Here is a 25943-nt window from a genome sequence, read left to right on the forward strand (position 1 = left end):
CACGATGACGGAGTGAGCACGCTCGACCCCGAGGACCCGACCGCCCGCGTGCTCATCCGCGCGCTCCGCACCGGGGACGTCGAGGCGCTGACCGCGCTGCTGACCGACCACCCCGACCTGGCCACGGTGCGGATCGGCCCCGAGCGCACCCTGCTCCACGTCGCCACCGACTGGCCCGGTCACCTGCCGCGGGTGGCCGAGACGATCGCGGCGCTGGTCGCGGCCGGCGCCGACGTCGGCGCCCGCTTCGTCGGTGCGCACACCGAGACCCCACTGCACTGGGCGGCCAGCAGCGACGACGTCGCCGCGGTCGACGCGCTGCTCGACGCGGGCGCCGACATCGACGCCGACGGTGCGGTCATCGCCGGCGGCACCCCGCTGCAGGACGCCCGCGCCTTCCGCTGCTGGCGCGCCGCCGAGCGGCTCGTCGAGCGCGGCGCGAGGGTCGACGTCTTCGACGCGGCAGCGCTCGGCCTCACCGACCGGGTCGCGGCCGCGCTCGCCGACGACTCCGCGGCGCACGAGGTCGACCTGCTGTTCTGGTCGGCCTGCCACGGTGGCTGGCTCGAGACGGCGCGGCTGCTGCTCGAGCACGGCGCCCACCTCGACGTCGTCCCGCCGTGGGAGGCCAAGACGCCGCTCGACGCGGCCGCGACCGCCGACGCCCCCGAGCTGGTCACCTGGCTGCGCGAGCGCGGCGCCCGGCTGCACGGCGAGCTGCCCGGCGGCTGCCTCCCGCCGTAGCCGATCCGCTCCAGGGTGGGTACCTGCCCGGAGTCAGACATCGTGACCTGACCGTGATCGCGTTCGCGCCTGAAGCGGATCCGCGCCGTGGCGGCGCGGGTTAGCGTGCCGGATGCCCCTCCGCCGGCTCGTCGTCGCCGTGGTGGCCGGCGTCCTGCTGGTGGGCGTCGTGACGTTCGCGCTCGTGCGCGGCGGCGTGGACGACGACCCGGCCCCGGCCGCGCGAACGGCCCCGCCGAGCCCGGCCGACCCGACGCAGCCGACCGAGGCGCCTGCGCCAGAGCCCGTCGCCGAGGACGGCGTCGAGTGCCCCGCTCCTCGTCGCATGGACGGCTACCGGGACCTGGCCGAGGAGACGCCGCTGCCCGACGGCGCGGTCGCGCTCCGCCTCTGCGCCACGGCGGACAGCGAGGCACGATGGATCGTGCCGCCCGACGTCCTTGTCGGCGCGGTGGCGGGTGATCTGGTCGGCCAGATGCAGCAGGGTGAGCTGGTCAAGGGTGACGTGCTCTCCTGCACGGCGGTCGGTGGCGCCGACTTCGCCTACGCGGTCGGCTTCGCCGACGGGACCCGCCGCATCATGGTCGGCGCGACGGGCGGGTGCGGCATCGTCAAGGGGGCGGGCCCGGCGCGCTTCGGGGGCCGTGACGTGGCCGACGCCTACTTCGAGGCCCTCGGTTCAGCGCGCGCCGTCTCGCCGACGCCGAGCCGGACGCCGCCCCGGCCGACCTGCTTCGGCCACCGGGGCTACGCCCTCAGCCCGCAGCCCGAGGCCTTCGACGTCCGCCTCGAGGACGCCGTCAGCGCGGCCGTGTGCTGGGACCCTCGCGAGGTCGGTGACGAGGTGGTCTACCGCGAAGCCGCCCTCGACCCCGACGACCTCGCCACCGTGCTCGCCGACCACCGCACCCCGGGCCGCTCGCCCGGCGGCTGCCGGGTCGGCAACTTCGTGCTGATCTACGGGACGCACTGGGGCGACGTCGGTGCCGCCCTGACGCGATGCGGCCGGTGGGACATCGACGGCACCGCCGAGCAGCTCATGGGCGCCGCGGCGGTCGACGTCTTCCGGCCGATCGTGGGCGGGCACCGCAAGCCGCGTCGGTGACGAGTCCACCGCAGCCTGGACGCCCCTGGTTAACGATCGCTAACCTGGCGAGGTGGCCGACCTCCGTGACCTGACCGCCGAGCTGCGCGAGCGTCTCGCGCTGGTGCGCCAGGGTGGCTCCGAGGCCGCCCGGGCCAAGCACACCGGGCGCGGCAAGCTGCTCGTGCGCGACCGCGTCGACCGGCTCCTCGACCCCGGCAGCCCCTTCCTCGAGCTGAGCCCGCTGGCCGCCTGGGGCATGTACGGCAAGGACGCCGACGACCTCACCGCCGTCCCGAGCGCCGGCGTCGTCACTGGGATCGGCCGCATCCAGGGCCGCACCTGCGTGGTCGTGGCCAACGACGCCACCGTCAAGGGCGGCACCTACTACCCGATGACGGTCAAGAAGCACCTGCGCGCCCAGCAGGTCGCGGCCGAGAACCGGCTGCCGTGCGTCTACCTCGTCGACTCCGGGGGCGCGTTCCTGCCGATGCAGGACGAGGTCTTCCCCGACCGCGAGCACTTCGGCCGCATCTTCTACAACCAGGCCAACCTCTCGGCGCGCGGCATCCCGCAGATCGCCAGCGTCATGGGCTCGTGCACCGCCGGCGGCGCCTACGTGCCGGCCATGAGCGACGAGACCGTCATCGTCCGCGAGCAGGGCACGATCTTCCTCGGCGGCCCGCCGCTGGTGAAGGCCGCGACCGGCGAGGTCGTCACCGCGGAGGAGCTCGGCGGCGGCGACGTCCACGCTCGCACCTCCGGCGTCGTCGACCACCTCGCCGACGACGACGCCCACGCGCTGTCGATCGTGCGCGGCATCGTCGACACGCTGCCCGCGCCGCCGTCCGCGCCGTGGCAGGTGCGTGAGCCCAGGGAGCCCGACGTCGACCCCGCCACGCTCGCGGACGTCGTCCCCGCCGACACCCGCACGCCCTACGACGTGCGCGAGGTGATCCGCCGCGTCGTCGACGGCAGCCGGCTGCAGGAGTTCAAGCCGCTCTACGGCGAGACCCTGGTCACCGGCTTCGCGCACGTGTGGGGCCACCCCGTCGGCATCGTGGCCAACAACGGCATCCTGTTCAGCGAGTCGGCCCTCAAGGGCGCCCACTTCGTCGAGCTGTGCAACCAGCGCGGCATCCCGCTGCTGTTCCTGCAGAACATCACCGGCTTCATGGTCGGCCGCGAGTACGAGAACCGCGGCATCGCCAAGGACGGCGCCAAGCTGGTCACCGCCGTCGCCTGCTCGGTCGTGCCGAAGCTGACCGTGGTGCTCGGCGGCTCGTTCGGCGCCGGCAACTACGGCATGTGCGGCCGCGCCTACGACCCGCGGTTCCTGTGGATGTGGCCCAACGCGCGCATCTCGGTGATGGGCGGCGAGCAGGCCGCCTCGGTGCTCGCCACCGTCGCCGGCCGCCCCGACGACGAGGCGTTCAAGACGCCGATCCGCGAGCAGTACGAGACCCAGGGCTCGCCCTACTACGCCACCGCGCGCCTGTGGGACGACGGCGTCATCGACCCCGCCGACACCCGCCGCGTGCTCGGCATGGCCCTCGCCGCCACCGCCAACGCGCCGGTGCCGGAGCCCTCCTACGGCATCTTCCGGATGTGATGCGGCCGTGACGATGCAGACCCTCCACACCGTCCTCGTCGCCAACCGCGGCGAGATCGCGCTGCGCGTGATGCGCACCGCCCGCCGGCTCGGGCTGCGCACCGTCGCGGTCTTCACCGACCTCGACGCGCGGGCGCCGCACGTGCGCGCCGCGGACGACGCCGTCCTGGTGCCGAGCTACCTCGATGTCGACGCCGTCGTCCGGGCCGCCGTCGAGTCCGGCGCCGACGTCGTGCACCCCGGCTACGGGTTCCTCTCCGAGCGCGCGCCGTTCGCCGCCGCCCTCGCCGAGGCGGGCATCGCGCTGGCCGGCCCCAGCGCGGAGGTCATGCGGCTCATGGGCCGCAAGGACGCCGCCCGCGACGTCGCCGTGCAGGCCGGCGTCCCCGTCGTCCCCACCGGCGACGACGCGGACTACCCGGTGCTGGTCAAGGCCGCGGCCGGCGGCGGCGGCAAGGGCATGCGCGTCGTCCGCTCGGCCGCCGAGATGGACGACGCCGTTGCGGCCGCCCGGCGCGAGGCGCTGGCCGCGTTCGGCGACGACACGATGCTGGTCGAGAAGTACGTCGAGTCGGGCCGCCACGTCGAGGTGCAGGTGATGGCCGACGCCCACGGCACCGTGCTGCACCTCGGCGAGCGCGACTGCTCGGCCCAGCGCCGTCATCAGAAGGTGCTCGAGGAGTCGCCCGCGCCCACCGTCGACGACGCCACCCGCGTCCGGCTGCACGAGGCCGCGGTCGCGCTCGCCCGCCAGGTCGGCTACACCGGCGCCGGCACCGTCGAGTTCCTGCTCGACAACGCCACCGGCGAGTTCTACTTCCTCGAGATGAACACCCGGCTCCAGGTCGAGCACCCCGTGACCGAGGCCGTCACCGGTCTCGACCTCGTCGAGCTGCAGCTGGTGGTCGCCGACGGCCGCCCGCTGCCGCTCACCCAGGACGACGTGCGCACCGACGGCCACGCCATCGAGGCCCGCGTCTACGCCGAGGACGCCTTCGGCGGCTTCCTGCCGCAGGCCGGCGCCACCTCGATCGTGCGCTGGCCCACCGACGTCCGCGTCGACCACGCCCTCGAGCCGAACCAGGTCGTCAGCACCGCCTACGACCCGATGCTCGGCAAGGTCGTGGCCCACGGACCCGACCGCGAGGCCGCCCGCCAGGCGCTGGTGCGGGCGCTGGACGACGTCGCCATCCTCGGCCTCACCACGAACGCCGGGTTCCTGCGGGCGCTGGTCGCCTCCGAGGCCTTCGCCGAGAACCGCATCGACACCGCCTGGCTCGACCGCGTCGACCTCGACGCCGAGGTGCCCCGGCCCGACGACGAGCTGCCCCGCCGGCTCTGCGCCTGGGTCTCGGCCATGCTCACCGCCGCCGACAGCGGCCACCCGTTCGCCTCCGACGGCTTCCGGCTCGGCGCCCCGCCGGCCCCCACGCTCGTCGAGCTCGACCGCGACGTCGTCGTCGACCGGGGTGACGACACGACCGGCACCGTGGACGGCGTCCCGTTCCGCCAGCTGTCCGCCGCCGACCACGTGCTCGAGGCCGTCGTCGACGGCCGGCGGGTGCGCGCCGTCGTCAACGTGCAGCCCGACGTCGTCGAGGCCGCCTGGCGCGGGCAGCGGTTCACCTTCACCCGCCCCGACCGGCTGGCCGGCGCGGCGGCGGCGTCCGACGGCAGCATCGCCGCCCCCATGCCCGGCACCGTGCTCGACGTGCGGGTCACCGCCGGCGACGTCGTGGCGGAGGGCGACGTGCTCGGCGTCATGGAGGCCATGAAGATGGAGCTCTCGCTCACCGCGCCGTTCGCCGGCACGGTGACCGAGGTCGACGCCGTCGCCGGACGGCAGGTGCCGCTCGGCGCCATCCTGTTCGTCGTGACCCAGGAGGACGACGCGTGAGCCTGCCCATGACCGTGCCCGAGCCCGGCCTGCCCGAGCGGGTGACGATCTACGAGGTCGGCGCCCGCGACGGCCTGCAGAACGAGGCCGCGATCATCCCGGTCGAGGTCAAGGCCGAGCTGGTGCGCCGCCTGTTGGCCGCCGGGCTGCCCGCCGTCGAGGCCACGTCGTTCGTGCACCCGCGGTGGGTGCCGCAGCTGGCCGACGCCGAGCAGCTGATGACCGCCCTGCACGACCAGATCGGCGACGCCGGACGCGACCTGCCCGTGCTCGTGCCCAACGAGCGCGGCCTCGACCGCGCGCTCGCGCTCGGCCTGCGCCACGTCGCGATCTTCGGCTCCGCCACCGAGACGTTCGCCCAGAAGAACCTCAACCGCGGTCTCGACGAGCAGTACGCCATGTTCGAGCCGGTGGTCGCCCGCGCGCGGGACGCCGGCCTCGACGTGCGCGCCTACGTCTCGATGTGCTTCGGCGACCCCTGGGAGGGGCCGGTGCCCATCGACCAGGTCGTCGCCGCCGGACGCCGCCTGCTCGACCTGGGCGCGGGCCAGCTGAGCATCGGCGACACCATCGGCGTCGGCACCGCGGGCCACGTCACCGCGCTGGTCGGCGCCTTCGTCGAGGCCGGGGTGCCGGTCGAGCGCCTGGCGCTGCACTTCCACGACACCTACGGCCAGGCGCTGTCGAACGTGCAGGCCGGTCTGCGGGCCGGCGTCACCACCTACGACGCAAGCGCCGGCGGCCTCGGCGGCTGTCCCTACGCCAAGTCGGCCACCGGCAACCTGGCGACCGAGGACCTCGTCTGGCTGCTCGACGGCCTGGGCGTCGAGCACGGCGTCGACCTCGCCGCGCTGGTGCAGACCAGCACCTGGCTGGCGGGGCACCTCGGCCGCCCGAGCCCGTCGGCCGTCGTCCGCGCACTCGCCGGTCAGTAGCATCACCGCGTGAGCCGCACGGTCTACCTGCACGTCGGGGCCCCGAAGACCGGCACCACCTACCTGCAGGACCGGCTGGCCCTCAACGCCGCCACCCTCGCCGAGCACGGCGTCCACGTGCCCGCGCGCAACAGGCTGGTCAGCCCGGCGCTCAGCCACTTCCGGGCCGCCCTCGACCTGCTCGGCCAGGACTGGGGCGGCGCGCCCGGCCACGCCCGCGGCAGCTGGAACGCGCTGATGCGGCGGGTGAGCCGGCTCGAGGGCACGGTGGTCATCAGCCACGAGATCCTCGCCCCGGCCGCGCCCGAGGTCGTCGCCCGCGTGCGCGCCGACCTCGCCGCCATGGGTGACACCGAGCTGCACGTCGTCTACTCCGCGCGCGACCTCGGCCGCCAGCTGCCCGCGGCCTGGCAGGAGAGCATCAAGCAGGGACGTCGCTGGAGCTACCGCCGCTACCTGCGCAAGGTGCAGCAGGGCAAGCCGTGGTTCGCGCGTGCCTTCGACCTGCCGTCCGTGCTCGAGACGTGGGGCGAGGGCCTGCCGCGCGAGCACGTGCACGTCGTGACGGTGCCGCACGAGCGCGGCGACGAGCTGTGGCACCGGTTCTGCCGCGCCTTCGGCATCGACCCCGCGTGGGCGCCGCGCGAGAGCCGGCGCACCAACCCCTCGCTCGGCGTCGCCGAGACGGTGATGCTGCGCCACCTCAACCGCCGCATCGACCGGGTCACCCGCCGCGAGGCCGCCTTCGACCAGCTGCTGCGCGACATGCTCGCCCAAGACCAGCTGGTCAACCGCCGCTCCCGCCCGCTGCTGCTGCCGCCGCGCCTGCACCCGTGGGCGGTCGAGCGCGCCGAGGCCTGGATCGAGTGGCTCGCGCAGAGCGGTGTGGACGTCGTCGGCGACCCCGCCGACCTGCTGCCCGGCCCGAGGGCCACCCGTCGGGCCTACGTCGACCCCGACGCCGTCGGCCCCCGCCCGCAGCTCGCCGCCGCCCTCGACGCCCTCGCCGCCATGACCCACGAGGCCGCCCGCCGCCCCGACCCCACCGACCGCCTCGTCGTCAAGGCCCGCGACCGCCTGCTCCGCCGCGACTGACCCTCCGTCGTTCGGCGCCGCCGCTCCTCCGTCGCTTCGGCGCGTGTTCGCGGCGCCTTCACGCGACCCGGTTCGCTCCTGCGCGCGGAGGGCTCGCTCGTTCCTCGCCGCGCCCGCCGTGCTCGTCACCCACCAGGTCGCGCGCCGCGAACGGGTCTGTGGTCGCCCCGCCCCACGATGGTCGAGGTGCGAGGAGCCCTGGCGACGAGCCTCGAGACCACTGGCCCTTCGTGCCCAGGTCCCACCACGGACCCTGAGCCTGTCGAAGGGCCCCCACGTGAACGTTGGCGTGCGTGCAAGGGCCGGTGGTCGAGCAGGTTGAGCGTCTGCGCGAGGCCGTCGTCGAGACCCTGGAAGCTCCACGGCAACGCACCCGCACGGACCCTGAGCCTGTCGAAGGGCACCCCCCGCGCGAACGCTCGCGTGGAGAGCCGGTGGTTTCGACGACGCTCGCTGGGGCTCGCTGCTCAACCACCGGAGGTCGGCGTCCACCGCGTGGACGGTCAGGGCCCAACGGGCGCTCAGTCGGACTTGCGGGGGCGCAGCTCGCGCTCGGCGTACTTGCCGACCTTCCAGGTGGCGAAGCCGTCGGCGCCCATGCCGACGACGCCGCCGAGGCCGGGGACGCGGCGTCCGACGGTGGTGGCAAGGCGGCGTCCGGTGATGCGGGTGATCAGGTGACGCGCGACGGCGGTCGAGACGGTGGCGTCGAGCGCGGGGTCGTGCGCCGGCGCGGTGGCCAGGGCCATCGGCGGGGCGGGGAGGGTGCGCCGCTTGACCAGGTCGTCGACGGCGTCGGAGCCGAGGGTGGTGATCAGGACGGCGTTGTGCACGCGCGGGTCGGCGAGGTCGTAGCCCCGCAGGTGCGCCACCGCGGCCACCATGCGGCACTGGAGCACCGCGAGCCCGGTGAGGTTGGCGGGCACGGTGACGGTCATGGTCACCAGGCCGCCGACGTTGGTGACGAGCCCGGTGGCCCCGGCCAGGCGCACGTGGGCGTCGACGACCGAGCCCACCGCCTTCTCGACGTCGCCGTCGTGGGACTCCAGCTGCTTGCGCGCGACCTCCTCGGCGCCGGCCAGCGGTCCGACGCCGTGCAGCGCCCGCTTGAGCGCCTCGCGCACGAACCCGCTCGTCAGCCCGGGTGCGGCATCGGTGACACGGGGTGCCAACCGGCTTCCGACCTGACGGCCCACGCTGCGTGCGACTCCCATGCCGCGATCCTAGGGAGGCGCCGAACACCCCTCCGGGCACTACCGTCGGAGCGTGCCCCCGCCCGTCGAGCCCGCGCCGTCGCAGTGGGCCTTCGCGGCGCCCGACCCCGACGACGGCACCGGTGAGGCGGACACGGACGCCGAGCCCGACGATCTGGTGGGTCTCGGCGCCGACCTCGAGCCCGGCACGGTGCTCGCTGCCTACCGCCACGGCCTGTTCCCGATGCCCCTCGGCGGACGACGGCAGCCGATGGGCTGGTGGTCGCCGGTGCACCGCGGCGTCCTGCCGCTCGACGCGCTCCGCGTCTCGCGCTCGCTGCGGCGTTCGTGCCGCGACTTCGAGGTCCGCGTCGACACGGCCTTCGAGGCCGTGCTCGACGCCTGCGCCGACCGCCGGCGTCCGCACGGCTGGATCGACGGCCGGATCCGCCGGGCCTACCTGCGCCTGCACACGCTCGGCTGGGCGCACTCGGTGGAGGCGTGGCGCGACGGGCGGCTCGCCGGTGGCCTCTACGGCCTGACCCTCGGCGGGCTGTTCGCGGGGGAGTCGATGTTCCACCGCGAGCGCGACGCCTCGAAGGTGGCCCTGGTGGGACTCGTCGAGGGACTGCGCGACGAGGACGCCGACCGCCGGCTCGTCGACGTCCAGTGGAGCACGCCGCACCTGGCCTCGCTCGGCGTCGTGGAGGTGTCGCGGGCCGACTACCTCGCGCGGCTGTCGGCGCTGCTCGAGACCCCCCACCCCCGCCTGTTCGACGGGGTGTGAGCGGGCGCCCGACGTCCGGAGTTCACGCGTTCGTAAGGGTTGGGAGCCCCGCGGGCGGGCAGGAGGTTCGCGGCAAGCGTGCCCCACCGAAAGGACACACCCCATGAACGCCCTTCCCCGCCGCCTCGCGGCCCTCGGCGCCCCCGCCGTCCTCCTCGTCTCTCTCACCGCCTGCGGCGGCGGCCCCGGCGGCGACGCCCCGGAGGACGCCAGCGTCGAGGAGTTCTGCACCGCCTACGCCAAGAGCGTGAACCTCGCCAACGGTGAGGACATCAAGAACTGGGCCGAGGACATGGCCGACGTCGGCACCCCCGAGGACCTCAGCGACGAGCAGCGCAAGGGCTTCGAGGTGCTGGTCGACACCGCCGCCGACGTCGACGAGGACGCCGACCTGTCCGACCTCGAGGACGAGGAGGTCAGCGGCGACGACAAGGATGCGGTCGAGTCGCTCACCACCTACGTCACCGGGAACTGCAGCGACCAGATCTCCGAGGCGCTCGGCGTCGAGGCGCCCGACCTGCCCGACCCGGCCGCTCCCGACCTGAGCGACCTGCCCGAGGTCCCCACCCCGAGCTGACCCGCACGTCACGCACCACCCACCAGGACCGGCTGCCCCAGGCAGCCGGTCCTCGTGCGTCCCGACCGGTCTGGACAGGTGCGGATTCGCCAGAGCCGTGGCGCCGGTCCTGCGGCAGGATGCGGCCCGTGAACCCGCTCCGCCCGCTCGCCGCCGCGGCGGCCACCGCCCTGCTGACCCTCTCGCTCGCCGCCTGCGGCGGGGACGACGGCGACGGCGGGGGTGACGGCGGAGGCGGAGGCGGTGTCGACGCGGCGGACGCGCCCACCGACGCCGACCAGGACGAGTTCTGCTCCCTGCTCGACAGCCAGGAGGAGATCACCACCGTCGACCAGGCCCGCGACCTCGCCGAGAAGCTCGCCGACATCGGGACGCCGGCCGACCTCAGCGCCGAGGCCCGCGACGGCTACGAGGCCTTCGTGGAGTTCCTCGGCGACGTCGACGAGGACAAGCTCGCCGAGCTGGAGGCCGCCGAGGACGCCGAGACCGGGGGTGGCGAGACCCCCGACCTCCAGGCCGGGGTCGACCAGCTCGCCGAGCTGTTCGGCGACGACGGCCAGAAGGTCGTGGCGTTCCTGTTCGAGGCCGGCTTCTCCTGCGTCGACCTCGAGGACCCCGACCTCGGCAGCAGCGGGACCGAGTCGCCGTAGGGCGCGGACGGCGGTGGGTTGCCACCGCCCCTGGGCGGGCAGGACGGGGTCACCGCCGATCGGAGGAGACCCCGTGCCCCAGCCCGCCCCCGCGCCGCGACCTACCCGCGCTCGCGCCGCCCTGGTCGGCCCCGTGGTCGCCCTCGCCGGCGTCCTGTCGGCCTGCGGCAGCGCCGGCACCGACGCCCCGGAGGACGCGCAGCTCTCGGAGTTCTGCACCACGTGGGAGGAGCAGTTCGACCCCGAGGTCGACGGCGTCGACGACCTGGCCGCGTGGGCCGAGGAGATGGCCGAGGTGGGCACCCCCGAGGGCATCGACGACGACGCACGCCAGGGCTTCGAGCTGACCATCGACACGGCGATCGAGGCGGCCGGCTCCGTGGAGGTCGCGCCGGGCGACCACGAGGAGGACTCGCGCCTGCGTGCGGCGTTCGACGACTACCGGCTCGAGGCCTGCCGCGAGTACTGAGGCGGCCGCGGCTCAGACGACCTGCGGTGGCTGCCCGGTCTCGCTGACCATCGGACGGCCGGCGGCCTCCCACTCGAGCATGCCGCCGTCGAGGTTGACCGCGTCGCGGCCCTGCTGCACCAGGTAGGCCACCGCGCGGGCCGAGCGGGCGCCGACCCGGCACACTACCAGGGTCTGCGCGGTGGGCAGCTCGGCCAGGCGCGCCGGCAGCTCGGCCAGCGGCACGTGGACGGCGCCCTCGACGTGGCCGTGGTCGAACTCGACCTGCTCACGCACGTCGAGCACCACGAGCCCCTCGGGCAGCGGGTCGGGGACGCCGCTCACGGCGGCGGTGGGGACGCTCACTTCAACAACCTGCTCATCCGTCGGTCGGCCAGGGGCTTGCCGCCGGTCTGGCAGGTGGGGCAGTACTGCAGGCTGGAGTCGGCGAAGGAGACCTCGCGCACCGTGTCGCCGCACACCGGGCACGCCTGCCCGGTGCGGCCGTGGACGGCGAGGTTCGACTTCTTCTCGCCCTTCAGCTCGCTGGCGGCCAGGCCGCTCGAGCGGGCCACGGCCTCGCCGAGCGTGGTGCGCAGCGCGGCGTAGAGGGTGGCGAGCTCGTCGTCGGTGAGGCTGTTGGCCGGCTTGTAGGGCGACATGCGCGCCGCGTGCAGGATCTCGTCGGAGTAGGCGTTGCCGATGCCGGCGATGGTGCCCTGGTGACGCAGCACGCCCTTGAGCTGCTTGCGCCCCTCGCGCTGCAGGATGGCGCCGAGCACGTCGGCGGTGAAGGTCTCGGTGAGCGGGTCGGGGCCGAGGCTGGCCAGGCCCGGCACCTCCTGCGCGTCGCGGACGACGTACATGGCCAGGCTCTTCTTGGTGCCGGCCTCGGTGATGTCGAGCCCGGCGCCGGAGTCGAGCACGATGCGGGCCGCGACCGGTGACTTGCCGCTCGGCCGCGGCGGCGTCGCCGGCACCTCGTCGCGCCAGCGGATCCAGCCCGCGCGGGCCAGGTGCATCACCAGGTGCAGGCCGGAGGCGTCGATGTCGAGGTACTTGCCGTGCCGCGAGACGCCGTCGACCATCGCGCCGCGCAGCGCCGAGACCGGCGGGTCGAAGGTCTTCAGGGCGCTGAACGCGGCCAGGTGCACCTCGGCGATGGCGCGACCCTGCAGCCGGCCCGCGAGGTCGAGGGCCAGGGCTTCCACCTCGGGCAGCTCGGGCACGGCCCCAGCCTAGTGACGTCCGGTGACAGCCACCTGGCAGAACCAGTGACAGGGGCTGCCGAGCGGAGGATGATGGGGCGATGGCCACGCCCCGGGCACTCACCTCGCCGGGCTCGATCTTCCTCGACCCCCGCGGCGACGACCGCGCGCTGCGGGTCTCGTGGCACGAGGAGGCCGGCGTCGCCGTCCTGTCGCTGTGGCGCGAGAACGTGTGCACGGCCTCGTTCCGGCTGGACGTCGACGACGTCCCCGACCTGATCGCGCTGCTGCGGGAGGGCCTGGAGATCTCGGCGCTGGCCCGCCGCGAGCAGCAGAGCGCCTGACCCCGGCGCGCCTCCCTCGAATCTGCACCGGCCTCCTACAGTTCACTCATGCAGGTCGTCGCCCACCGGGGCGCGAGCCACGACAACGCCGAGCACACCCTCGGCGCCTACGTCGCCGCGCTCGAGGCGGGTGTCGACGGGCTGGAGTGCGACGTCAGGCTGACGGCCGACGGCCACCTGGTCTGCGTGCACGACCGCGACCTGCGGCGCACCGCGCAGAGCAGGGGCGTCGTGTCGACCCTCGACCTCGCCGACCTCAACGAGCTCGACTTCGCCGCGTGGAAGAACCCGTGGGCCGACCTGGACGACGAGGCGCCCGACCGCGACGAGTCCCTCGACCGGGTGCTCACGCTGCGCAAGCTGCTCGAGACCGTCGCCGACTTCGACCGGCGCATCGAGGTGGCGATCGAGACCAAGCACCCCACGCGCTACGCCGGCCTGGTCGAGCGGCGGCTGGTCGAGATGCTGCGCGACTTCGGCTACGACGCCCCGGGCTCGCCGGTGCGGGTCATGAGCTTCAGCTTCACCGCCCTGCAGCGCGTCGAGCGGCTCGCGCCCGACGTCCGGCTGGTGCAGCTGCTCGACAAGCCGCAGCTGTGGCCGGCGCTGCGCCGGGTGATCGGCCCGCACTGGCTGGTCGGCCCCGGCCTGCAGACGCTGCGCGAGAACCCCAAGCTCGGCCGCAAGATCGCCAAGCGCGGCCACGAGATGCACGTGTGGACCGTCAACACCGCCGACGACCTCGAGCTGTGCGAGCGCCTCGGCGTCACCGCGGTCATCACCGACCGACCGTCGTTCATCCTGGAGACGCTAGGCCGCGACTACCGATAGCTGGTGGATGCCCACGTCGTCCACGGCGTGCGATGGCGAGGCGCCGGCGCGCACGCAGACTGGGCGTCTTCGGAGCGTCGGCAACGAAGCCAGCGTGCGTCGTGGGCGGCGTTGGGCGCCACCATGGATCGGTCGTCGCGGCCGGGGTCGGTAGGTTCGCGCCATGGCGAAGAAGTCGCGAACGAGGGTCCGGCCCGACGCAGGCGGGGACGGCGGCGTCCCGGCCGTCGCGCCGCGGCAGCCGTGCCCGTGCGGGTCGGGCAAGCGCTACAAGGCGTGCCACGGGTCGGCCGGCGGCGGTGACGTGTTCGTCGCGCGGCCGTTCGAGGGCCTGCCCGGCGAGTGCGACCTGGTGGCGCTGCGCGAGCTGGTGCCGGCCGCGACCGCGCCGCTGACGCTCGCCGGCGACCTCGCCGCGCAGCACCCCGACCGCAGCGTCGTGCTCTGCTCGCTGCTGCCCGGCGCCTCGCCCGCGATGGTGCGCGAGAGCGGCGAGGTGTGGCTCGGGCTGCAGGTGCAGCACCACTTCGGCGACCCCTCGCGCGACCTGGCCGCCGTCCTCGAGCAGGCGCTCGACGCCGAGCCCGGCGTCGTCGGGCTCACCGACCCGCCCGCGCCCGGCCCGCGCCTGCAGGACGTCGTGGCCGGCGACTCCCTCGACGTCACCGTGCACGAGGGCTTCGACTACTGGGTCGCCGACCTCGACGACAGCGACGAGCTGGCCGAGGCGCTCGAGGCGGCCAACGGCGCCGCCACCCCGACGGCACGGCTGACCTCGGTCGAGGCGGCCTACTGGACCAACGTGGGCGCCAAGGAGCACCTGCGCTGGGTGATGCCCGAGGCCGAGGACGCCCTGCTCGACGCCCTCGCCCGGGTGCACGTCAGCGGCGCCGACGTGATCGTGCCCGGCGCGCGGCTGGTGGGCATGTTCCGCGCCCACGGCCTGCTCGCGCCGGTGTGGGACCTGCCGGTCGGCACCGGCGCCGAGGTGCTCGAGGAGCCCGCGGCCACGTTCAAGACCGCCCTCGACGAGGCGCTGGCGAGCTCGGACCCGCTGACCGGCGAGGAGCGGGCCGCGCGCTCGGGCCTGGCCAACCGGCAGGTCACCATCCGCTAGCGCTCAGTCGGCGGGCCGCAGCGCCCAGGCCTCGACGCGGTCGAACCCCTTGAGCGAGAGGCGGCGCACCCGCCGCAGCACGAGGTCGTCGGGGCGCTGCTCGCGCAGCGCGTCGTGCACGCCCCGGTCGACCAGCACGGTGCCGGGGCGGGCGGCCGAGGTGAGCCGCGCGGCGAGGTTGACGGTCGGGCCGAAGACGTCGCCGAGCCGGCGCACTACCTCGCCGTGCGCGAGCCCGGCCCGCACCCCGGGGAAGGGGTCGTCGTCGTCCGCGCCCCGCCGCACCAGCTCGAGCAGGACGTCGGCGACCGCGGTCGGGTCGTCGGCGGTGAGCAGCACCTCGTCGCCGATGTTCTTGATGACCTGGCCACCCGCCTCGGTGAGCAGCCCGGTGACCGTGGCCTCGAAGCGCTCGACCCACGCCACCAGCTCGGCCTCGTCGAGGGTGCGGCTGCGGGAGGTGTAGCCGACGATGTCGACGAACCCGACGGTGAGCGGTGCCGACTCGCCGCCGTGCTCGCCGAGCGCCAGCTGCCGCGCCGCCGCGCCGGCCAGGTGGCGGCGCCACACGTAGGTCTGCAGCGCCTCGACCCGGGGGAGCACCTCGTCGGTGAGGCCGGCGAGCCCGCTCGCGGCCTGGTCGTTCGCCGAGCCGGAGCCGGGGTCGGAGCCGGAGTCGGAGTCGGCGGCGACGTCGGCCAGCAGGCCCGTCTGCCACTCGGCGAGGCGGGCGAAGCTGCGTCCCCAGGTGCGCACGAGCGCGGCCTGGCGGTCGGGCCCGAGGATGCCGAGGACGACCAGCGCCCGCGCGTGGCGCAGCGCCTCGACGTCGGCCGGGGTGAAGGCGACGACGTCGTCGTCCACGTGGGCGAAGCCGAGCAGGGTCCACAGCCCCTCGGCGACCTCGAGGGGGACGCCGGCGCGCTCGGCGACGTCGACGCGGGTCAGGCTGGGCGCCTCGCCGAGGATGAGCGCGTCGAGGCTGCCGATCAGCCCGTCGGGCTCGCTCAGCGCGTCACCCGCGACTCGACGACCTCGACGATCTTCTCCTTGAACCCCGGCATCTCCTCGATGAGCTCGTTGATGTCGGTGTCGGTGAAGTGGATGGCGGTCAGCGGCGTCAGCGCGACCACCGAGGCGGTGCGCAGCGAGTTGCCGACGATGGCGGCCTCGCCCACGATGTCGCCGGCGCCGAGCCGGGCGACCTCCTCGCCGCCCCGCCGCACCGAGACCTCGCCGTCGAGGATCACGTAGGCCTTGTCGGCCGGCGTCCGCTCCCAGATGGGCGACCAGCCCTCGGGCAGCTTGACCCGCCGGCCGTGCGCGCTGATGCGGGCGATCTCGCGCGAGCTGAAGGAGTCGAAGAACGTCGCCATGGGCCGGCCTTTCGGGTCAGGAGCGCCGTCGCGATCCTCGCCGACCCGCCGTGGGGGTGTCCAGGGTGTCGGTGCTCACGTGTGCACCGAGCGGGTCGGGTGGGCGGGTCAGGTGAGCGGGTCGCGGGAGACCGGGCAGCTCATGCAGCGCGGGCCGCCGCGGCCCGAGCCCAGCTCGGAGCCGGCGATGGCGACCACCTCGATGCCGGCCTCCTCGAGGCGGGCGTTGGTGGCGTGGTTGCGCTCGTAGGCGACGGCGACCCGGGGGGCGAGCGCCAGGGTGTTGTTGCCGTCGTCCCACTGCTCGCGCTCGGCGGTGACCGGGTCGAGGCCGGTCTCGATGCGGGTCAGCTCGGCGATGCCCATCGCGTCGGCGGCCGCCTCGAGGAACGGGCGGGGCGCGGCGACGTCGAGGTCGCCGTCGCCGCGGGGGGTGACCGCGTGCGCGACGAGGCTGTCGGCGACGTTCTCGTAGACCACCATGCGGTCGACGTCGACCATCGTGCAGATCGTGTCGAGGTGCATGGTGGCCCGCTCCTGCGCGATCGGCACGGCGAGCACGGTGTGCGCGAGGCCGTCGTCGAACATCTGGCGGGCCAGGCGCTCGGCGCCGGCCGGGGTGGTGCGCTCGCCGACGCCGACGGCGACCACGCCGGGGGCGAGCAGCAGGACGTCGCCGCCCTCGACGTGCTCGTAGTGGGCGCCGTGGATGCGCGGGGTGCCGGCGAAGCGCGGGTGGCGGCTGTAGACCAGCTCGGTCAGCTCGGTCTCGCGCTTGCGGGCCGGCATCGCGAGCGAGGTGATGGTGACGCGGTCGCGCACCCACACCGAGGAGTCGCGGGTGAACAGCAGGTTGGGCAGCGGGTCGATGAGGAAGTCGTCGTGCGCCAGCAGCGAGGTGACCAGGCCGAAGCCGCCGCGCACCTCGTCGTTGCGGATGCCGGCGGTCAGGTAGGTCGTGAGGGCCTCGGGATCGGCGTCGCCGAGCAGGCCGCGCAGGTAGCCCTGCATGGTCTCGCCGAGGTCGAGGTCGCCGAGCGCGGTGCTGATCGCGAGGTCGCGGGCCTCGTCGTCGGCGAGGGTCTGGGCGATCAGTTCGGTGAGATAGAGCACCTCGACGTCGCGGTCGCGCAGCGCCTGCGCGAAGGCGTCGTGCTCCTCCTGCGCCCGCGCCACCCACGGGATGCCGTCGAAGAGCAGCCGGTCGTTGTTGCGCGGCGTCAGCCGGGTCAGCTCGGGGCCGGGCCGGTGCAGGATGACGGTGCGCAGCCGCCCCACCTCGCTGTCGGCCCCGTGCGCCGCCGTCCCCGCTCCACCCGCTGGCTCGCTCATGCCCGCACCCTAGTGATCGCCCGAATTGTCTGACAATCGTGGTCTCGGCCGCGGTAGTCCCTGACGTAGATCAAGGATTTCGGGGCCGGAACCTTGATTTACGTCAGGGACTATCGGCCGGGCGCGCCCACCGGAACGCGGGGGAGGGGCGCGCCTAGGGTCGGGGCATGCCGGAGTGGGTGGGTCTCGCGGGGCTGGTGGTGGCGGTGGTGGCGCTGCTGGTCGCGGTCGTGGCGGTGCGCCGCACGCAGGCCCGGGCCGACGGGTCCGACCTGCCGGCCGACGTCCAGGGGCTGCGGCGCGAGGTGGCGGCGCTGCGGGCCGAGAACGGGTTCGGGCTGCGGCACGTGGCCGTCGTCCGCTACGACGCCTTCGACGACATGGGCGGGCACCTGTCGTGGACGGTCGCGCTGCTCGACGAGCAGGGGGACGGCGTCCTGCTGAGCTCGATCCACGGCCGCAGCGACGCGCGCAGCTACGCCAAGGCGGTCGCCGGGTGGCGCTGCGAGCAGCAGATCTCCCCCGAGGAGGAGGCGGCCATCGCCCAGGCGAGGCCCTGACCGACCCCCGGGGGCCCCACCACGGGCCCCGCGGGTGAGCCGCTGTCGGTGGCGGCGCGCATCATGGGACCCGTGACCCAGCAGAGCAGCGCGGACGCCGGCCGCGACCCGAAGTGGTGGACCCTCACCGCCGTCTGCACCGGCGTGTTCATGCTGCTGCTCGACATCACGATCGTGAACGTCGCGCTGCCCGACATCCAGCGCGAGCTGTCGGCGTCGCTGTCGGACCTGCAGTGGGTCATCGACGCCTACGCGCTCAGCCTGGCCTCGCTGCTGCTGACCGCCGGGTCGCTGGCCGACCTCTACGGGCGCAAGCGGGTCTTCGCGATCGGCACGGTGCTGTTCACCGTCGGCTCGGTCGCCTGCGGCCTGGCGAACGACATCCTCGTGCTGACGGTCTCGCGGGCCTTCCAGGGCATCGGCGGCGCCGCCATGTTCGCCACCGCCCTCGCGCTGCTGGCCTCGGCCTTCAGCGGCCGCGACCGCGGCGTCGCCTTCGGCGCGTTCGGCGCCACCACCGGCGTCGCGGTGGCGATCGGGCCGGTGCTGGGCGGCGTCCTGACCAGCGGCCTGAGCTGGCGGTGGATCTTCTTCGTCAACATCCCCATCTGCGTCATCGCGCTGAGCGTCACCGTGCTCAAGGTGCGCGAGTCGCACGACCCGCGCGCCGGACGGCCCGACTGGGCCGGCTTCGTCACCTTCAGCCTGGCGCTGGGCCTGCTCGTCTACGGCCTCATCCGCGCCGGCTCCGACGGCTGGGGCGACCGCGGGGTCGCGATCTGCCTGGTCGCGTCCGCGGCGCTGCTGGCCGTCTTCGTGGTGGTGCAGCTGCGCTCGAGCCACCCGATGTTCGACCTGACGCTGCTGCGCAAGCCGACCTTCGTGGGCGGGCTGATCGCGGCCTTCGGCATCTCGGCGTCGATCTTCTCGCTGCTGACCTACCTGGTCATCTACGTGCAGAACGTGCTCGGCTACTCCGCGGTCGAGACGGGCCTGCGGTTCCTGTTCCTCTCCGCGGCCTCGTTCCTCACCGCGGTCGTCGCCGGTCGGCTCACCGAGAAGGTGCCCACCAAGTGGCTCATCGCGCCGGGCTTCCTGGTCACCGGCCTCGGCCTGCTGCTCCTGCTCGGCGTCGACCGCTCGGCCGAGCCCGAGCAGTGGCGCCACCTCATCGCCGGGCTCACGGTCGCCGGGTTCGGCATCGGCATGGTCAACCCGCCGCTGGCCTCGACGGCGGTCGGGGTGGTCGACGTCCGCCGCTCCGGCATGGCCTCGGGGGTCAACTCGACCTTCCGGCAGGTCGGCATCGCCACCGGCATCGCCGCCCTCGGCTCGATCTTCGCCCACCAGGTCGGCCGCGAGGTCACCGACCGGCTCGCCGGCACCCCCGCCGCGGCCCAGGCCGACCAGATCGCCGCGGCCATCACCGGCGGCCAGGTGCAGGCCGTCGTCGAGCAGGCGCCGCCCGAGGCCCGGGCGCAGATCAGCGAGGCGGCCACCACCGCCTTCGTCGACTCGCTCAACCACATCATCCTGATCGCGGCGGTCATCGCGCTGGTCTCGGCCGTCTTCACCCTCGTGCTGATCCGCCAGAAGGACTTCGTGGTGCGCGGCGGCCCGCCCGCCGGGAGCGACGGCCAGCCGGCCGCGGCCGAGCAGACCGAGCAGCACGAGCAGCACGAGGACGCCGCCCCGCGCCACCGCGACCCCGACGCGCACGAGCCGAGCCTTCGTGGCGGGGCGCACGCGGCCGGCCAGCACGCCGACCGGGCACAGGACGACCAGCCGGAGCAGCGCGAGCAGGGTCAGGGCTCGAGCGTGTAGCCCAGGCCCGGTGTGGTCAGCAGGTGCCGCGGCCGCGACGGGTCGGCCTCGAGCTTGCGCCGCAGCTGGGCGGCGTAGACCCGCAGGTAGTGCGACTCGCGCTCGTAGGCCGGGCCCCACACCTCGCGCAGCACCTGCTCGCGCGGCACCAGCCGGCCGAGGTGGCGGGCCAGCAGCTCGAGGAAGGCCCACTCGGTGGGGGTCAGGCGCACGTCGTCCCCGCCCCGGCTGACCCGCTTGCGGGCCAGGTCGATGCGCAGCTCGCCCACCTCGACGACCGCCTCGGCGGGCGCCGGTCCGGCCGCCCGGCGCACGGCCGCGCGCAGCCGGGCCATCAGCTCGTCCATCGCGAACGGCTTGGTGACGTAGTCGTCGGCGCCGAGGTCGAGCGCCCCGACCTTGTCGGCGCCGTCGGCCCGGGCCGAGAGGACGACGACGGGCACCGTCGTCCACCCGCGCAGGCCCTCGATGACCTCGGTGCCGTCGAGGTCGGGCAGGCCGAGGTCGAGGACGACGACGTCGGGGTGCTCGGTGGCGGCCGCGTCGAGGGCGGCGCGGCCGTCGGCCGCGGTGACGACGTCCCACCCGTGGGCGCGCAGGTTGATCGCCAGCGCACGCCGCAGCGCCGGGTCGTCCTCGACCACCAGCACCCGGCCGGTGCCGGGCGTGGCGTCGGGAGCGTCGTCGCGCGCCACGGCCGGCTCGGGCGCTACCAGATGCGCACCCGCTCGGACGGGTCGAGCCACAGCCCGTCGCCCTCGCGGGTGCCGAAGACCTCGTGGAACTCGTCGAGGTTGCGCACGATGTTGGCGCGGAACTCGGCCGGGCTGTGCGGGTCGACGGTCAGCAGCTGCTGCTCCTGCTCGCGACGCCGCTTGGTGCGCCAGCAGTAGGCCCAGTTCATGAACAGTGCGGCGCGCTCCTCCGGGCTCACCGCGGCGACGGCGTCGCCCTCGCGACCGGTCTGGTCGGTCTGGCCGGTGCGGCTGATGACGTAGGCGGTGTGGGCGATCGTCAGGCCGCCGAGGTCGCCGATGTTCTCGCCCACCGTCAGCGCGCCGTTGACCCGCTCGCCGGGCAGCGTGCGCGGCTCGAAGCCGTCGTACTGCTCGATGAGCGCCTTGGACTTGACCTCGAAGGCGGCCTTGTCGGCCGGCGTCCACCAGTCGTTGAGGTTGCCGGCGCCGTCGTACTGGGCGCCCTGGTCGTCGAAGCCGTGGCCGATCTCGTGGCCGATGACGGCCCCGATGCCGCCGTAGTTCTCGGCGGGGTCGGCGTCGGCGTCGAAGAACGGCTTCTGCAGGATGCCGGCCGGGAAGCAGATCTCGTTGGTGCCCGGGTTGTAGTAGGCGTTGACGGTCTGCGGCAGCATGAACCACTCGTCGCGGTCGACCGGCGAGCCGATCTTGGCCAGCTGGCGGGCGGTCTCGAACGACGCCGCCGCGTGGGCGTTGCCGACCAGGTCGTCGCGGCTGACCGGGAGGCCGGAGTAGTCGCGGAACCGCTCGGGGTAGCCGATCTTGGGCCGGAAGGTCTCGAGCTTCTCGTAGGCCCGCTGCTTGGTCTCCTCGGTCATCCAGTCGAGCTGGCCGATGGAGACCCGGTAGGCGGCGAGCAGGTTGTCGACCAGCTCGTCCATCATCGCCTTCGAGCGGGGCGGGAAGTGGCGGGCGACGTACTCCCGGCCGACGGCCTCGCCCATGGCGCCCTCGACGAAGCTGACCGCGCGCTTCCAGCGGGCGCGCAGCTCGGGCGTGCCGTTGAGGGTGCGGCCGTAGAAGTCGAAGTTGGTCTGCACGAACTCGTCGGTCAGGTAGGGCGCGGTGGCGCGCAGCACGTGGCTGAGCAGCCAGGCCTTCCAGTCCTCCAGCGGCACCTCGCCGAGCACGGTCGAGAGGTGCTCGAAGTACGACGGCTGCCGGACGACGACCTCGGCCATCGTGGCCTCGGTGCCGCCGAGGTTGGTGACGTAGGCGTCCCAGTCGAAGGCCGGGCACAGCTCGCGGAGCTCGGCGTAGGTCATGAGGTTGTAGGTCTTCTGCACGTCGCGCGTCTCGGCGCGCTCCCAGTGGCCCTCGGCCAGGCGGGTGTCGATGCGCAGGATGGTCTCGGCAGCCGCCGGAGCGTCCTCGTGCCGGCCGAGGGCCAGCAGCCGGGTCAGGTAGTCGACGTAGGCGGCGCGCTGCTCGGCGAACTTCTCGTCGCGGTAGTAGGACTCGTCGGGCAGCCCGAGCCCGCCCTGGTAGAGGTTCACGATGTAGCGGTCGGCCTGCTTGTCGTCGGTGTCGACGTAGGAGCCGAAGATGCCGTGGCCGCCGATGCGCTCGAACTCGCCGAGGAACGCGGCGAGATCGCGGACGTCGCGCAGCCCGGCGACGGCGTCCACCAGCGGGCGCAGCGGCTCGGTGCCCCGCGCGGCGATCGTCTGCTCGTCCATGAAGGAGGCGAACAGGTCACCGATCTTGGTGGCCTCCGCCGAGCCGGCGTCGCCCTCGCGGGCGGCGAGGTCCTCGATGATCTCGCGCACGTGCTGCTCGGCGGCGTCGGCCAGCTGCACGAACGGGCCCCAGCTGGAGCGGTCGGAGGGGATGTCGGTGGTCTCGAGCCACCGGCCGTTGACGTGCCCGAACAGGTCGTCCTGCGGGCGGATGTCGAGGTCCATGCCCTCGCGGGCGTCGTCCAGGATGCTCACGCTCCCGACCCTAGCCACCTCGCCCACCGGCGCCGCCACCCCGGTGACGGCCCGGTGACGGCCCGGTGATGGCCCGGTGACGGTCCGGGGATGGGCCGGGGATGGCCCGATCGGGTCAGGGACGGGACCGCCCGGGCGCGTCACGGTGGTGGCGTGACCTCCCCGCGCTGGCGCCCCGCCGTGGCCGCCGTCGTCCTGCTCGGCACCGTCCTCGTCGCCGGGGCGGGCGGCGCGGTGGCCGGGTCGATGGTGACCGGCGCCCAGATCAGGAACGGGACGGTGACCGGGGCCGACGTCCGCGACCGCTCGCTGGGGACGGTCGACCTCTCGCGCCGGGCCACCGCCTCGCTGCGAGGCCGACGCGGTCCGCAGGGGCGACCCGGGACGGCGCGGGCCTGGGCGCGGGTGGCCTCGGACGGCGCCGTCGTGGCCGCGTCGCGCGGGCTCGCCGTCGACCGCCGGTCGGCCGGCGTCTACTGCATCTCGGCGCCGGGCGTGCGCCGACCGGCGGTGGCCGTCGCCACGCCCGACCTCACCGACGACCGGACCGCGCCGGCCTCGAACGGCACGCAGTCGTTCGTCGAGATCGGCGACCCGGCCGCCGACTGCGGCCCGGGGGCCGACGTGGTGGTCCGGTCGTTCACCCGCTTCTTCTTCGAGAACGGCTCGATCCTGGGGGAGGCCGACAGCGGGTTCCACGTCGTCGTCCCGTGAGCCGGGACGCGGCCCCTGGGACGACCTCGTAGCGTCGGGGCATGAGCCTCCACGTCGTCGCCACCATCCCGATCGACCCCGCCCAGGCCGCCGCGGCCGCCCCGGCGCTCGCCGCGCTCGCCGAGGGCTCGCGCTCGGAGGAGGGGTGCCTGAGCTACGAAGTCTTCTCGTCCCAGGCCGTGCCGGGCGTCTTCGTCACGATCGAGGAGTGGCGCTCGCAGGAGGACCTCGACGCCCACATGGCGACCCCGCACGTGGCGTCGGCGCTCGAGATCGCCGGTCCGCTGCTGGCCGGCGACATCGTCATCCACCCGCTCGCGCCGGTCGGGGGCTGACGGTGCCCGCCCGCGTCCTGGTCACGGGGGTCCGGGCGAAGACGGGGGCGCCGCTGGCCGAGATCCTTCTCGCCGAGGGCGTCGCGGTGCGCGGCGGCAGCAGCGACCCCGCGACGGTCGACGCCGACGGCGTCGAGCCGGTCGCGTTCTCGTGGGACGACCCGGGCGGCTGGCCCGTCGCGCTGGACGGCGTCGACGCGGTCTTCGTCGTGCGGCCCGACCGCCCCGACGCTCCCGACCTGGTCGGCCGCCTCGCGGCCGCGACCGCGCCCGGCACCCGCGTGGTGCTGCTGTCGGACCTCAACGTGCTCGCCGACGGTCCCGACGGGTGGTCGGCGCGCACCGAGGCCGCCGTCACGACGTCCGGCCGCCCGTGGACGCTGCTGCGGCCGGGGTGGTTCATGCAGGTGCTGACCGACCCGCGCTTCTACCGCGACGACGTCGCCGCGGGCACGCTGCCCTACCCCGCGGGCGGCGGCCGGCTGTCGTGGATCGACGCCCGCGACATCGCCGCGGTGGCGGCCCGCGCACTGGTGGACGACGGTCACGACGGCCGCGCCTACCCCCTCACCGGGCCGGAGGCCCTGACGTTGCCCGAGACGGCGGCTGCGCTGTCCGAGGCGCTCGGGCACCCCGTCGTCCACCGCGACCTCGCGCCCGAGGAGGCGGCCGCGGGCTACACCGGCTTCGAGCGCGACCTGGCCGTCGCGACGTACGAGCTCGTGGCGGCCGACCACTTCGCGGTCGTCGAGACCGGGGTGCGCGACGTGACCGGACGCGAGCCGCGTCGCCTCGAGGAGTTCCTGGCCGACGCGTTCGGCTAGGCGCCGGCCACGAACGCCTCGCCGTCGAGCACCGGCACCACCGTCGACGCGTCGTGCTCGGCGGCCGTGCGGACGTCGTCCGCGAACCCGACGTCGACCAGCTCGCGCCCGCTGGCGCAGGCGAGCAGCGCCTCGGTCACCGTGCCCGCGACGTCGGCGTAGGCCCGCGCGGCCATGCGCGCTTCGGGGGAGAGGTCGACCGGTCGACCCGTCGCGAGCACGGCCTGCATCGCGGCGAGGACGGCGCCGGCACCCCAGAGGTCCTCGACCGCCGGGCGCAGGCTGCCGTCGGGCCATCGCTCGCCGGCGGGGACGACGGCCAGCGTCGCGCCGGCGGCCACGTGCGGCGCGAGCCAGGCGGCGACCGCCCCGGCGTTGCGCAGGCTCGCCCCGACGACGGTCGCGCCCGAGTCGGCGAGCGCGAACGCGATGGTCGAGCCGTTGGGGGAGGGGAGCACCAGGCGTTCGACGCCCTCGACGGTCGTCAGGGACGAGGGGGACAGGCTGACCCCGGCCTGCCCCTGCCGCGCCTCGAACCGGCCGACGGCCAGGACGGCGTCCCGCTCGGCGGCGTGGGCCGCCGCCCGCTCGTCCTTCCAGCGGAAGGGGTAGACCGTGATGCCGCGCTCGACGGCGACGGTGAGCGTCGTGGTGAACGACAGGACGTCGACCACGACGGCGATGTCGGCCCCGGCGGCGACGGCCGCCGCGCCGGTCGGCCCCCACTCGAGCCGCACCCGGTGACCGGCCTGGCGGTGGGCCGCGACGGTCTCAGTCACGGACGCGGACGACCGACTTGCCCTGCGCCCGGCGCTCGGCGAGGTCGGTGAGCGCCTGCCCGAACGCGTCGAGCTCGTAGACCCGACCGACCGGTGGCCTGACCGCGCCGGCCGCGACCATCGGCAGCAGCCGCTGCCACTGCTCCTGCATGTAGCCGGGCGCGACGAAGGTGTAGGCGCCCCACCCGACGCCGCGCACGTCGACGTTGTTCAGCAGCAGCCGGTTGACCTTGACCTGCGGGATCTCGCCGCCGGCCGCGAAGCCGAGCACCAGCAGCCGCCCGAGCGGGGCGAGGCTGCGCAGCGAGTCGGTGAACGCGTCGCCGCCGACGATGTCGGCGACCACGTCGACGCCGCGGCCGCCGGTGAGCTCGCGGACGGCGTCCTTGAACCCGTCGCGCAGGACGACGTCGTGCGCGCCCGCCGCCGTGGCGGTCTCGCGCTTGGCCTCGCTGCCGACCACGGCGACGACCCGCGCGCCCATGCCGACGGCGACCTGCACGGTGGCGGTGCCGAGGCCGCCGGCCGCGCCGTGCACGAGCACGGTCTCGCCGGGCTGCAGGCCGGCGCGCTGGTGCAGCGCGAACTCGGCGGTGAGGTAGTTCATCGGCAGCGCCGCGCCCTGGTCGAAGGTGACCTCGTCGGGCAGGGCGAAGACCGAGCCGACGGGCAGCGCGACCCGCTCCTGGGCGTTGCCGTGCCCGGCCACACCCGCCACCCGCTGCCCGACGGCGAGCCCCGACCCGTCGGGCGCGGAGAGCACCGTGCCGGCGACGTCGACCCCGAGGCTGAAGGGCGGCTCGGGCCGCAGCTGGTACTCGCCCCGGCTGAGCAGCAGGTCGGGGAAGCTCACCCCCACCCGGTGCACCTCGACCAGCACCTCGTCGGGCCCCGCCTCCGGCTCGGGGACGTCGTTCACGACGACGTCGGCGGGACCGGTGGTGGTGACGACCTGCACGGCTCGCATGCGGTGAGGCTACTGAGC

At 74.6% G+C, this 25943-nt stretch carries 28 protein-coding genes; 18 read left to right on the forward strand and 10 right to left on the reverse strand.

All coding sequences use genetic code 11. The annotated features are described in order from the left end of the window. Positions 1-12: 12 nt before the first annotated feature. The 6 genes from ABEA04_RS00655 to ABEA04_RS00680 all read left to right on the forward strand — a co-directional run bounded on the left by ABEA04_RS00655 (position 13) and on the right by ABEA04_RS00680 (position 7367). On the forward strand, positions 13-744 hold the full coding sequence (locus ABEA04_RS00655) for an ankyrin repeat domain-containing protein (protein WP_345453272.1): 732 nt from the start codon (positions 13-15) through the stop codon (positions 742-744). Between the two features lie 112 nt (positions 745-856). After that, a complete protein-coding gene (locus tag ABEA04_RS00660) occupies positions 857-1849 on the forward strand; it encodes a hypothetical protein (protein ID WP_345453275.1) in 993 nt (330 codons plus the stop codon). A 52-nt stretch (positions 1850-1901) separates the two neighbouring features. After that, positions 1902-3440: a carboxyl transferase domain-containing protein gene (locus ABEA04_RS00665; protein WP_345453278.1), complete on the forward strand. Its 1539-nt coding sequence runs from the start codon at positions 1902-1904 to the stop codon at positions 3438-3440. A 13-nt stretch (positions 3441-3453) separates the two neighbouring features. Further along, positions 3454-5337 (forward strand): acetyl/propionyl/methylcrotonyl-CoA carboxylase subunit alpha, encoded by a 1884-nt coding sequence (locus ABEA04_RS00670; protein ID WP_345455591.1) that lies wholly within the window; start codon positions 3454-3456, stop codon positions 5335-5337. Beyond that, a complete protein-coding gene (locus ABEA04_RS00675; RefSeq protein WP_425576974.1) occupies positions 5334-6272 on the forward strand; it encodes a hydroxymethylglutaryl-CoA lyase in 939 nt (312 codons plus the stop codon). The genes ABEA04_RS00670 and ABEA04_RS00675 overlap by 4 nt, the downstream gene beginning before the upstream one ends. Positions 6273-6281: 9 nt before the next feature. Then, positions 6282-7367: a hypothetical protein gene (locus tag ABEA04_RS00680; RefSeq protein ID WP_345453281.1), complete on the forward strand. Its 1086-nt coding sequence runs from the start codon at positions 6282-6284 to the stop codon at positions 7365-7367. Positions 7368-7888: 521 nt separating this feature from the next. Here the strand turns inward: ABEA04_RS00680 and ABEA04_RS00685 are convergent. Then, positions 7889-8491: an EcsC family protein gene (locus tag ABEA04_RS00685; RefSeq protein WP_345453284.1), complete on the reverse strand. Its 603-nt coding sequence runs from the start codon at positions 8489-8491 to the stop codon at positions 7889-7891. A gap of 142 nt (positions 8492-8633) precedes the next feature. Between ABEA04_RS00685 and aat the strand changes: the two genes are divergently transcribed. The 4 genes from aat to ABEA04_RS00705 all read left to right on the forward strand — a co-directional run bounded on the left by aat (position 8634) and on the right by ABEA04_RS00705 (position 11043). Next, complete coding sequence (aat, locus tag ABEA04_RS00690; protein WP_345453286.1) at positions 8634-9347, forward strand: leucyl/phenylalanyl-tRNA--protein transferase; 714 nt, start codon at positions 8634-8636, stop codon at positions 9345-9347. Positions 9348-9450: 103 nt separating this feature from the next. Continuing rightward, on the forward strand, positions 9451-9924 hold the full coding sequence (locus tag ABEA04_RS00695) for a hypothetical protein (RefSeq protein ID WP_345453289.1): 474 nt from the start codon (positions 9451-9453) through the stop codon (positions 9922-9924). A gap of 128 nt (positions 9925-10052) precedes the next feature. After that, a complete protein-coding gene (locus ABEA04_RS00700; RefSeq protein WP_345453292.1) occupies positions 10053-10574 on the forward strand; it encodes a hypothetical protein in 522 nt (173 codons plus the stop codon). A gap of 73 nt (positions 10575-10647) precedes the next feature. Next, on the forward strand, positions 10648-11043 hold the full coding sequence (locus tag ABEA04_RS00705) for a hypothetical protein (protein ID WP_345453295.1): 396 nt from the start codon (positions 10648-10650) through the stop codon (positions 11041-11043). Positions 11044-11055: 12 nt separating this feature from the next. Here the strand turns inward: ABEA04_RS00705 and ABEA04_RS00710 are convergent, their stop codons facing one another. After that, positions 11056-11388: a rhodanese-like domain-containing protein gene (locus tag ABEA04_RS00710; protein ID WP_345453298.1), complete on the reverse strand. Its 333-nt coding sequence runs from the start codon at positions 11386-11388 to the stop codon at positions 11056-11058. Then, complete coding sequence (locus ABEA04_RS00715; RefSeq protein WP_345453301.1) at positions 11385-12251, reverse strand: Fpg/Nei family DNA glycosylase; 867 nt, start codon at positions 12249-12251, stop codon at positions 11385-11387. Before ABEA04_RS00715 ends, ABEA04_RS00710 begins: the two co-directional genes overlap by 4 nt. An 80-nt stretch (positions 12252-12331) precedes the next feature. Between ABEA04_RS00715 and ABEA04_RS00720 the strand changes: the two genes are divergently transcribed. The 3 genes from ABEA04_RS00720 to ABEA04_RS00730 all read left to right on the forward strand — a co-directional run bounded on the left by ABEA04_RS00720 (position 12332) and on the right by ABEA04_RS00730 (position 14522). Beyond that, entirely contained in the window at positions 12332-12574 is a 243-nt protein-coding gene (locus ABEA04_RS00720; RefSeq protein WP_345453304.1) for a hypothetical protein, read from the forward strand. Positions 12575-12622: 48 nt separating this feature from the next. Further along, positions 12623-13405, forward strand: a complete 783-nt coding sequence (locus ABEA04_RS00725; protein ID WP_345453307.1) for a glycerophosphodiester phosphodiesterase — start codon at positions 12623-12625, stop codon at positions 13403-13405. Between the two features lie 163 nt (positions 13406-13568). Continuing rightward, positions 13569-14522, forward strand: a complete 954-nt coding sequence (locus ABEA04_RS00730; protein ID WP_345453310.1) for a DUF5926 family protein — start codon at positions 13569-13571, stop codon at positions 14520-14522. Positions 14523-14525: 3 nt separating this feature from the next. On the opposite strand, the gene ABEA04_RS00735 is transcribed toward ABEA04_RS00730, so the two are convergent. The 3 genes from ABEA04_RS00735 to ABEA04_RS00745 form a co-directional block, all read right to left on the reverse strand. After that, positions 14526-15386 carry an adenylate/guanylate cyclase domain-containing protein gene (locus tag ABEA04_RS00735; RefSeq protein ID WP_345453312.1) on the reverse strand — a complete coding sequence of 287 codons (861 nt, stop codon included), beginning with the start codon at positions 15384-15386 and terminating at the stop codon, positions 14526-14528. 143 nt (positions 15387-15529) lie between these two features. Continuing rightward, entirely contained in the window at positions 15530-15898 is a 369-nt protein-coding gene (locus ABEA04_RS00740; protein ID WP_345453315.1) for a Crp/Fnr family transcriptional regulator, read from the reverse strand. A 108-nt stretch (positions 15899-16006) separates the two neighbouring features. Continuing rightward, positions 16007-17230, reverse strand: coding sequence for an arginine deiminase (locus ABEA04_RS00745; protein ID WP_345453318.1), 1224 nt, complete (start codon positions 17228-17230; stop codon positions 16007-16009). 167 nt (positions 17231-17397) lie between these two features. On the opposite strand from ABEA04_RS00745, the gene ABEA04_RS00750 reads away from it, so the two are divergent. Continuing rightward, complete coding sequence (locus ABEA04_RS00750) at positions 17398-17790, forward strand: DUF4446 family protein (RefSeq protein ID WP_345453321.1); 393 nt, start codon at positions 17398-17400, stop codon at positions 17788-17790. A 72-nt stretch (positions 17791-17862) separates the two neighbouring features. Next, on the forward strand, positions 17863-19614 hold the full coding sequence (locus tag ABEA04_RS00755; protein ID WP_345453324.1) for an MFS transporter: 1752 nt from the start codon (positions 17863-17865) through the stop codon (positions 19612-19614). Here ABEA04_RS00755 and ABEA04_RS00760 read toward each other — a convergent pair. Further along, the gene (locus ABEA04_RS00760; RefSeq protein WP_345453327.1) at positions 19596-20309 is read right to left on the reverse strand and encodes a response regulator; all 714 of its coding nucleotides are present in this window, start codon (positions 20307-20309) and stop codon (positions 19596-19598) included. The genes ABEA04_RS00755 and ABEA04_RS00760 overlap by 19 nt on opposite strands. A 14-nt stretch (positions 20310-20323) precedes the next feature. Further along, positions 20324-22306 carry a M13 family metallopeptidase gene (locus ABEA04_RS00765; RefSeq protein ID WP_345453330.1) on the reverse strand — a complete coding sequence of 661 codons (1983 nt, stop codon included), beginning with the start codon at positions 22304-22306 and terminating at the stop codon, positions 20324-20326. Positions 22307-22459: 153 nt separating this feature from the next. Here ABEA04_RS00765 and ABEA04_RS00770 point away from each other — a divergent pair, with 153 nt between their 5' ends. From ABEA04_RS00770 to ABEA04_RS00780, 3 genes are read left to right on the forward strand one after another with little or no spacing between them, the layout of a single operon-like run. After that, on the forward strand, positions 22460-23020 hold the full coding sequence (locus ABEA04_RS00770) for a hypothetical protein (RefSeq protein ID WP_345453333.1): 561 nt from the start codon (positions 22460-22462) through the stop codon (positions 23018-23020). 41 nt (positions 23021-23061) lie between these two features. Then, positions 23062-23355 (forward strand): putative quinol monooxygenase, encoded by a 294-nt coding sequence (locus ABEA04_RS00775; protein ID WP_345453336.1) that lies wholly within the window; start codon positions 23062-23064, stop codon positions 23353-23355. A gap of 2 nt (positions 23356-23357) precedes the next feature. Continuing rightward, positions 23358-24179, forward strand: a complete 822-nt coding sequence (locus ABEA04_RS00780) for an NAD(P)H-binding protein (protein WP_345453339.1) — start codon at positions 23358-23360, stop codon at positions 24177-24179. On the opposite strand, the gene ABEA04_RS00785 is transcribed toward ABEA04_RS00780, so the two are convergent. Both ABEA04_RS00785 and ABEA04_RS00790 read right to left on the reverse strand, forming a co-directional pair. Further along, positions 24176-24958: a 2-phosphosulfolactate phosphatase gene (locus tag ABEA04_RS00785; RefSeq protein WP_345453342.1), complete on the reverse strand. Its 783-nt coding sequence runs from the start codon at positions 24956-24958 to the stop codon at positions 24176-24178. The two genes, ABEA04_RS00780 and ABEA04_RS00785, sit on opposite strands and share 4 nt — an antisense overlap. Then, entirely contained in the window at positions 24951-25925 is a 975-nt protein-coding gene (locus ABEA04_RS00790) for an NADPH:quinone oxidoreductase family protein (RefSeq protein ID WP_345453345.1), read from the reverse strand. The genes ABEA04_RS00785 and ABEA04_RS00790 overlap by 8 nt, the downstream gene beginning before the upstream one ends. Positions 25926-25943: the final 18 nt, after the last annotated feature.

The organism is Nocardioides marinquilinus (genome assembly GCF_039543705.1).
Classification (GTDB): Bacteria; Actinomycetota; Actinomycetes; order Propionibacteriales; family Nocardioidaceae; genus Nocardioides; species Nocardioides marinquilinus.

Coding starts and splice junctions, on each gene's coding strand:
- ABEA04_RS00660 (WP_345453275.1), top strand. CDS start 857: ATGCCCCTCCGCCGGCTCGTCGTCGCCGTGGTGGCCGGCGTCCTGCTG.
- ABEA04_RS00670 (WP_345455591.1), top strand. CDS start 3,454: ATGCAGACCCTCCACACCGTCCTCGTCGCCAACCGCGGCGAGATCGCG.
- ABEA04_RS00695 (WP_345453289.1), top strand. CDS start 9,451: ATGAACGCCCTTCCCCGCCGCCTCGCGGCCCTCGGCGCCCCCGCCGTC.
- ABEA04_RS00720 (WP_345453304.1), top strand. CDS start 12,332: ATGGCCACGCCCCGGGCACTCACCTCGCCGGGCTCGATCTTCCTCGAC.
- ABEA04_RS00725 (WP_345453307.1), top strand. CDS start 12,623: ATGCAGGTCGTCGCCCACCGGGGCGCGAGCCACGACAACGCCGAGCAC.
- ABEA04_RS00730 (WP_345453310.1), top strand. CDS start 13,569: ATGGCGAAGAAGTCGCGAACGAGGGTCCGGCCCGACGCAGGCGGGGAC.
- ABEA04_RS00740 (WP_345453315.1), bottom strand. CDS start 15,898: ATGGCGACGTTCTTCGACTCCTTCAGCTCGCGCGAGATCGCCCGCATC.
- ABEA04_RS00745 (WP_345453318.1), bottom strand. CDS start 17,230: ATGAGCGAGCCAGCGGGTGGAGCGGGGACGGCGGCGCACGGGGCCGAC.
- ABEA04_RS00750 (WP_345453321.1), top strand. CDS start 17,398: ATGCCGGAGTGGGTGGGTCTCGCGGGGCTGGTGGTGGCGGTGGTGGCG.
- ABEA04_RS00775 (WP_345453336.1), top strand. CDS start 23,062: ATGAGCCTCCACGTCGTCGCCACCATCCCGATCGACCCCGCCCAGGCC.
- ABEA04_RS00790 (WP_345453345.1), bottom strand. CDS start 25,925: ATGCGAGCCGTGCAGGTCGTCACCACCACCGGTCCCGCCGACGTCGTC.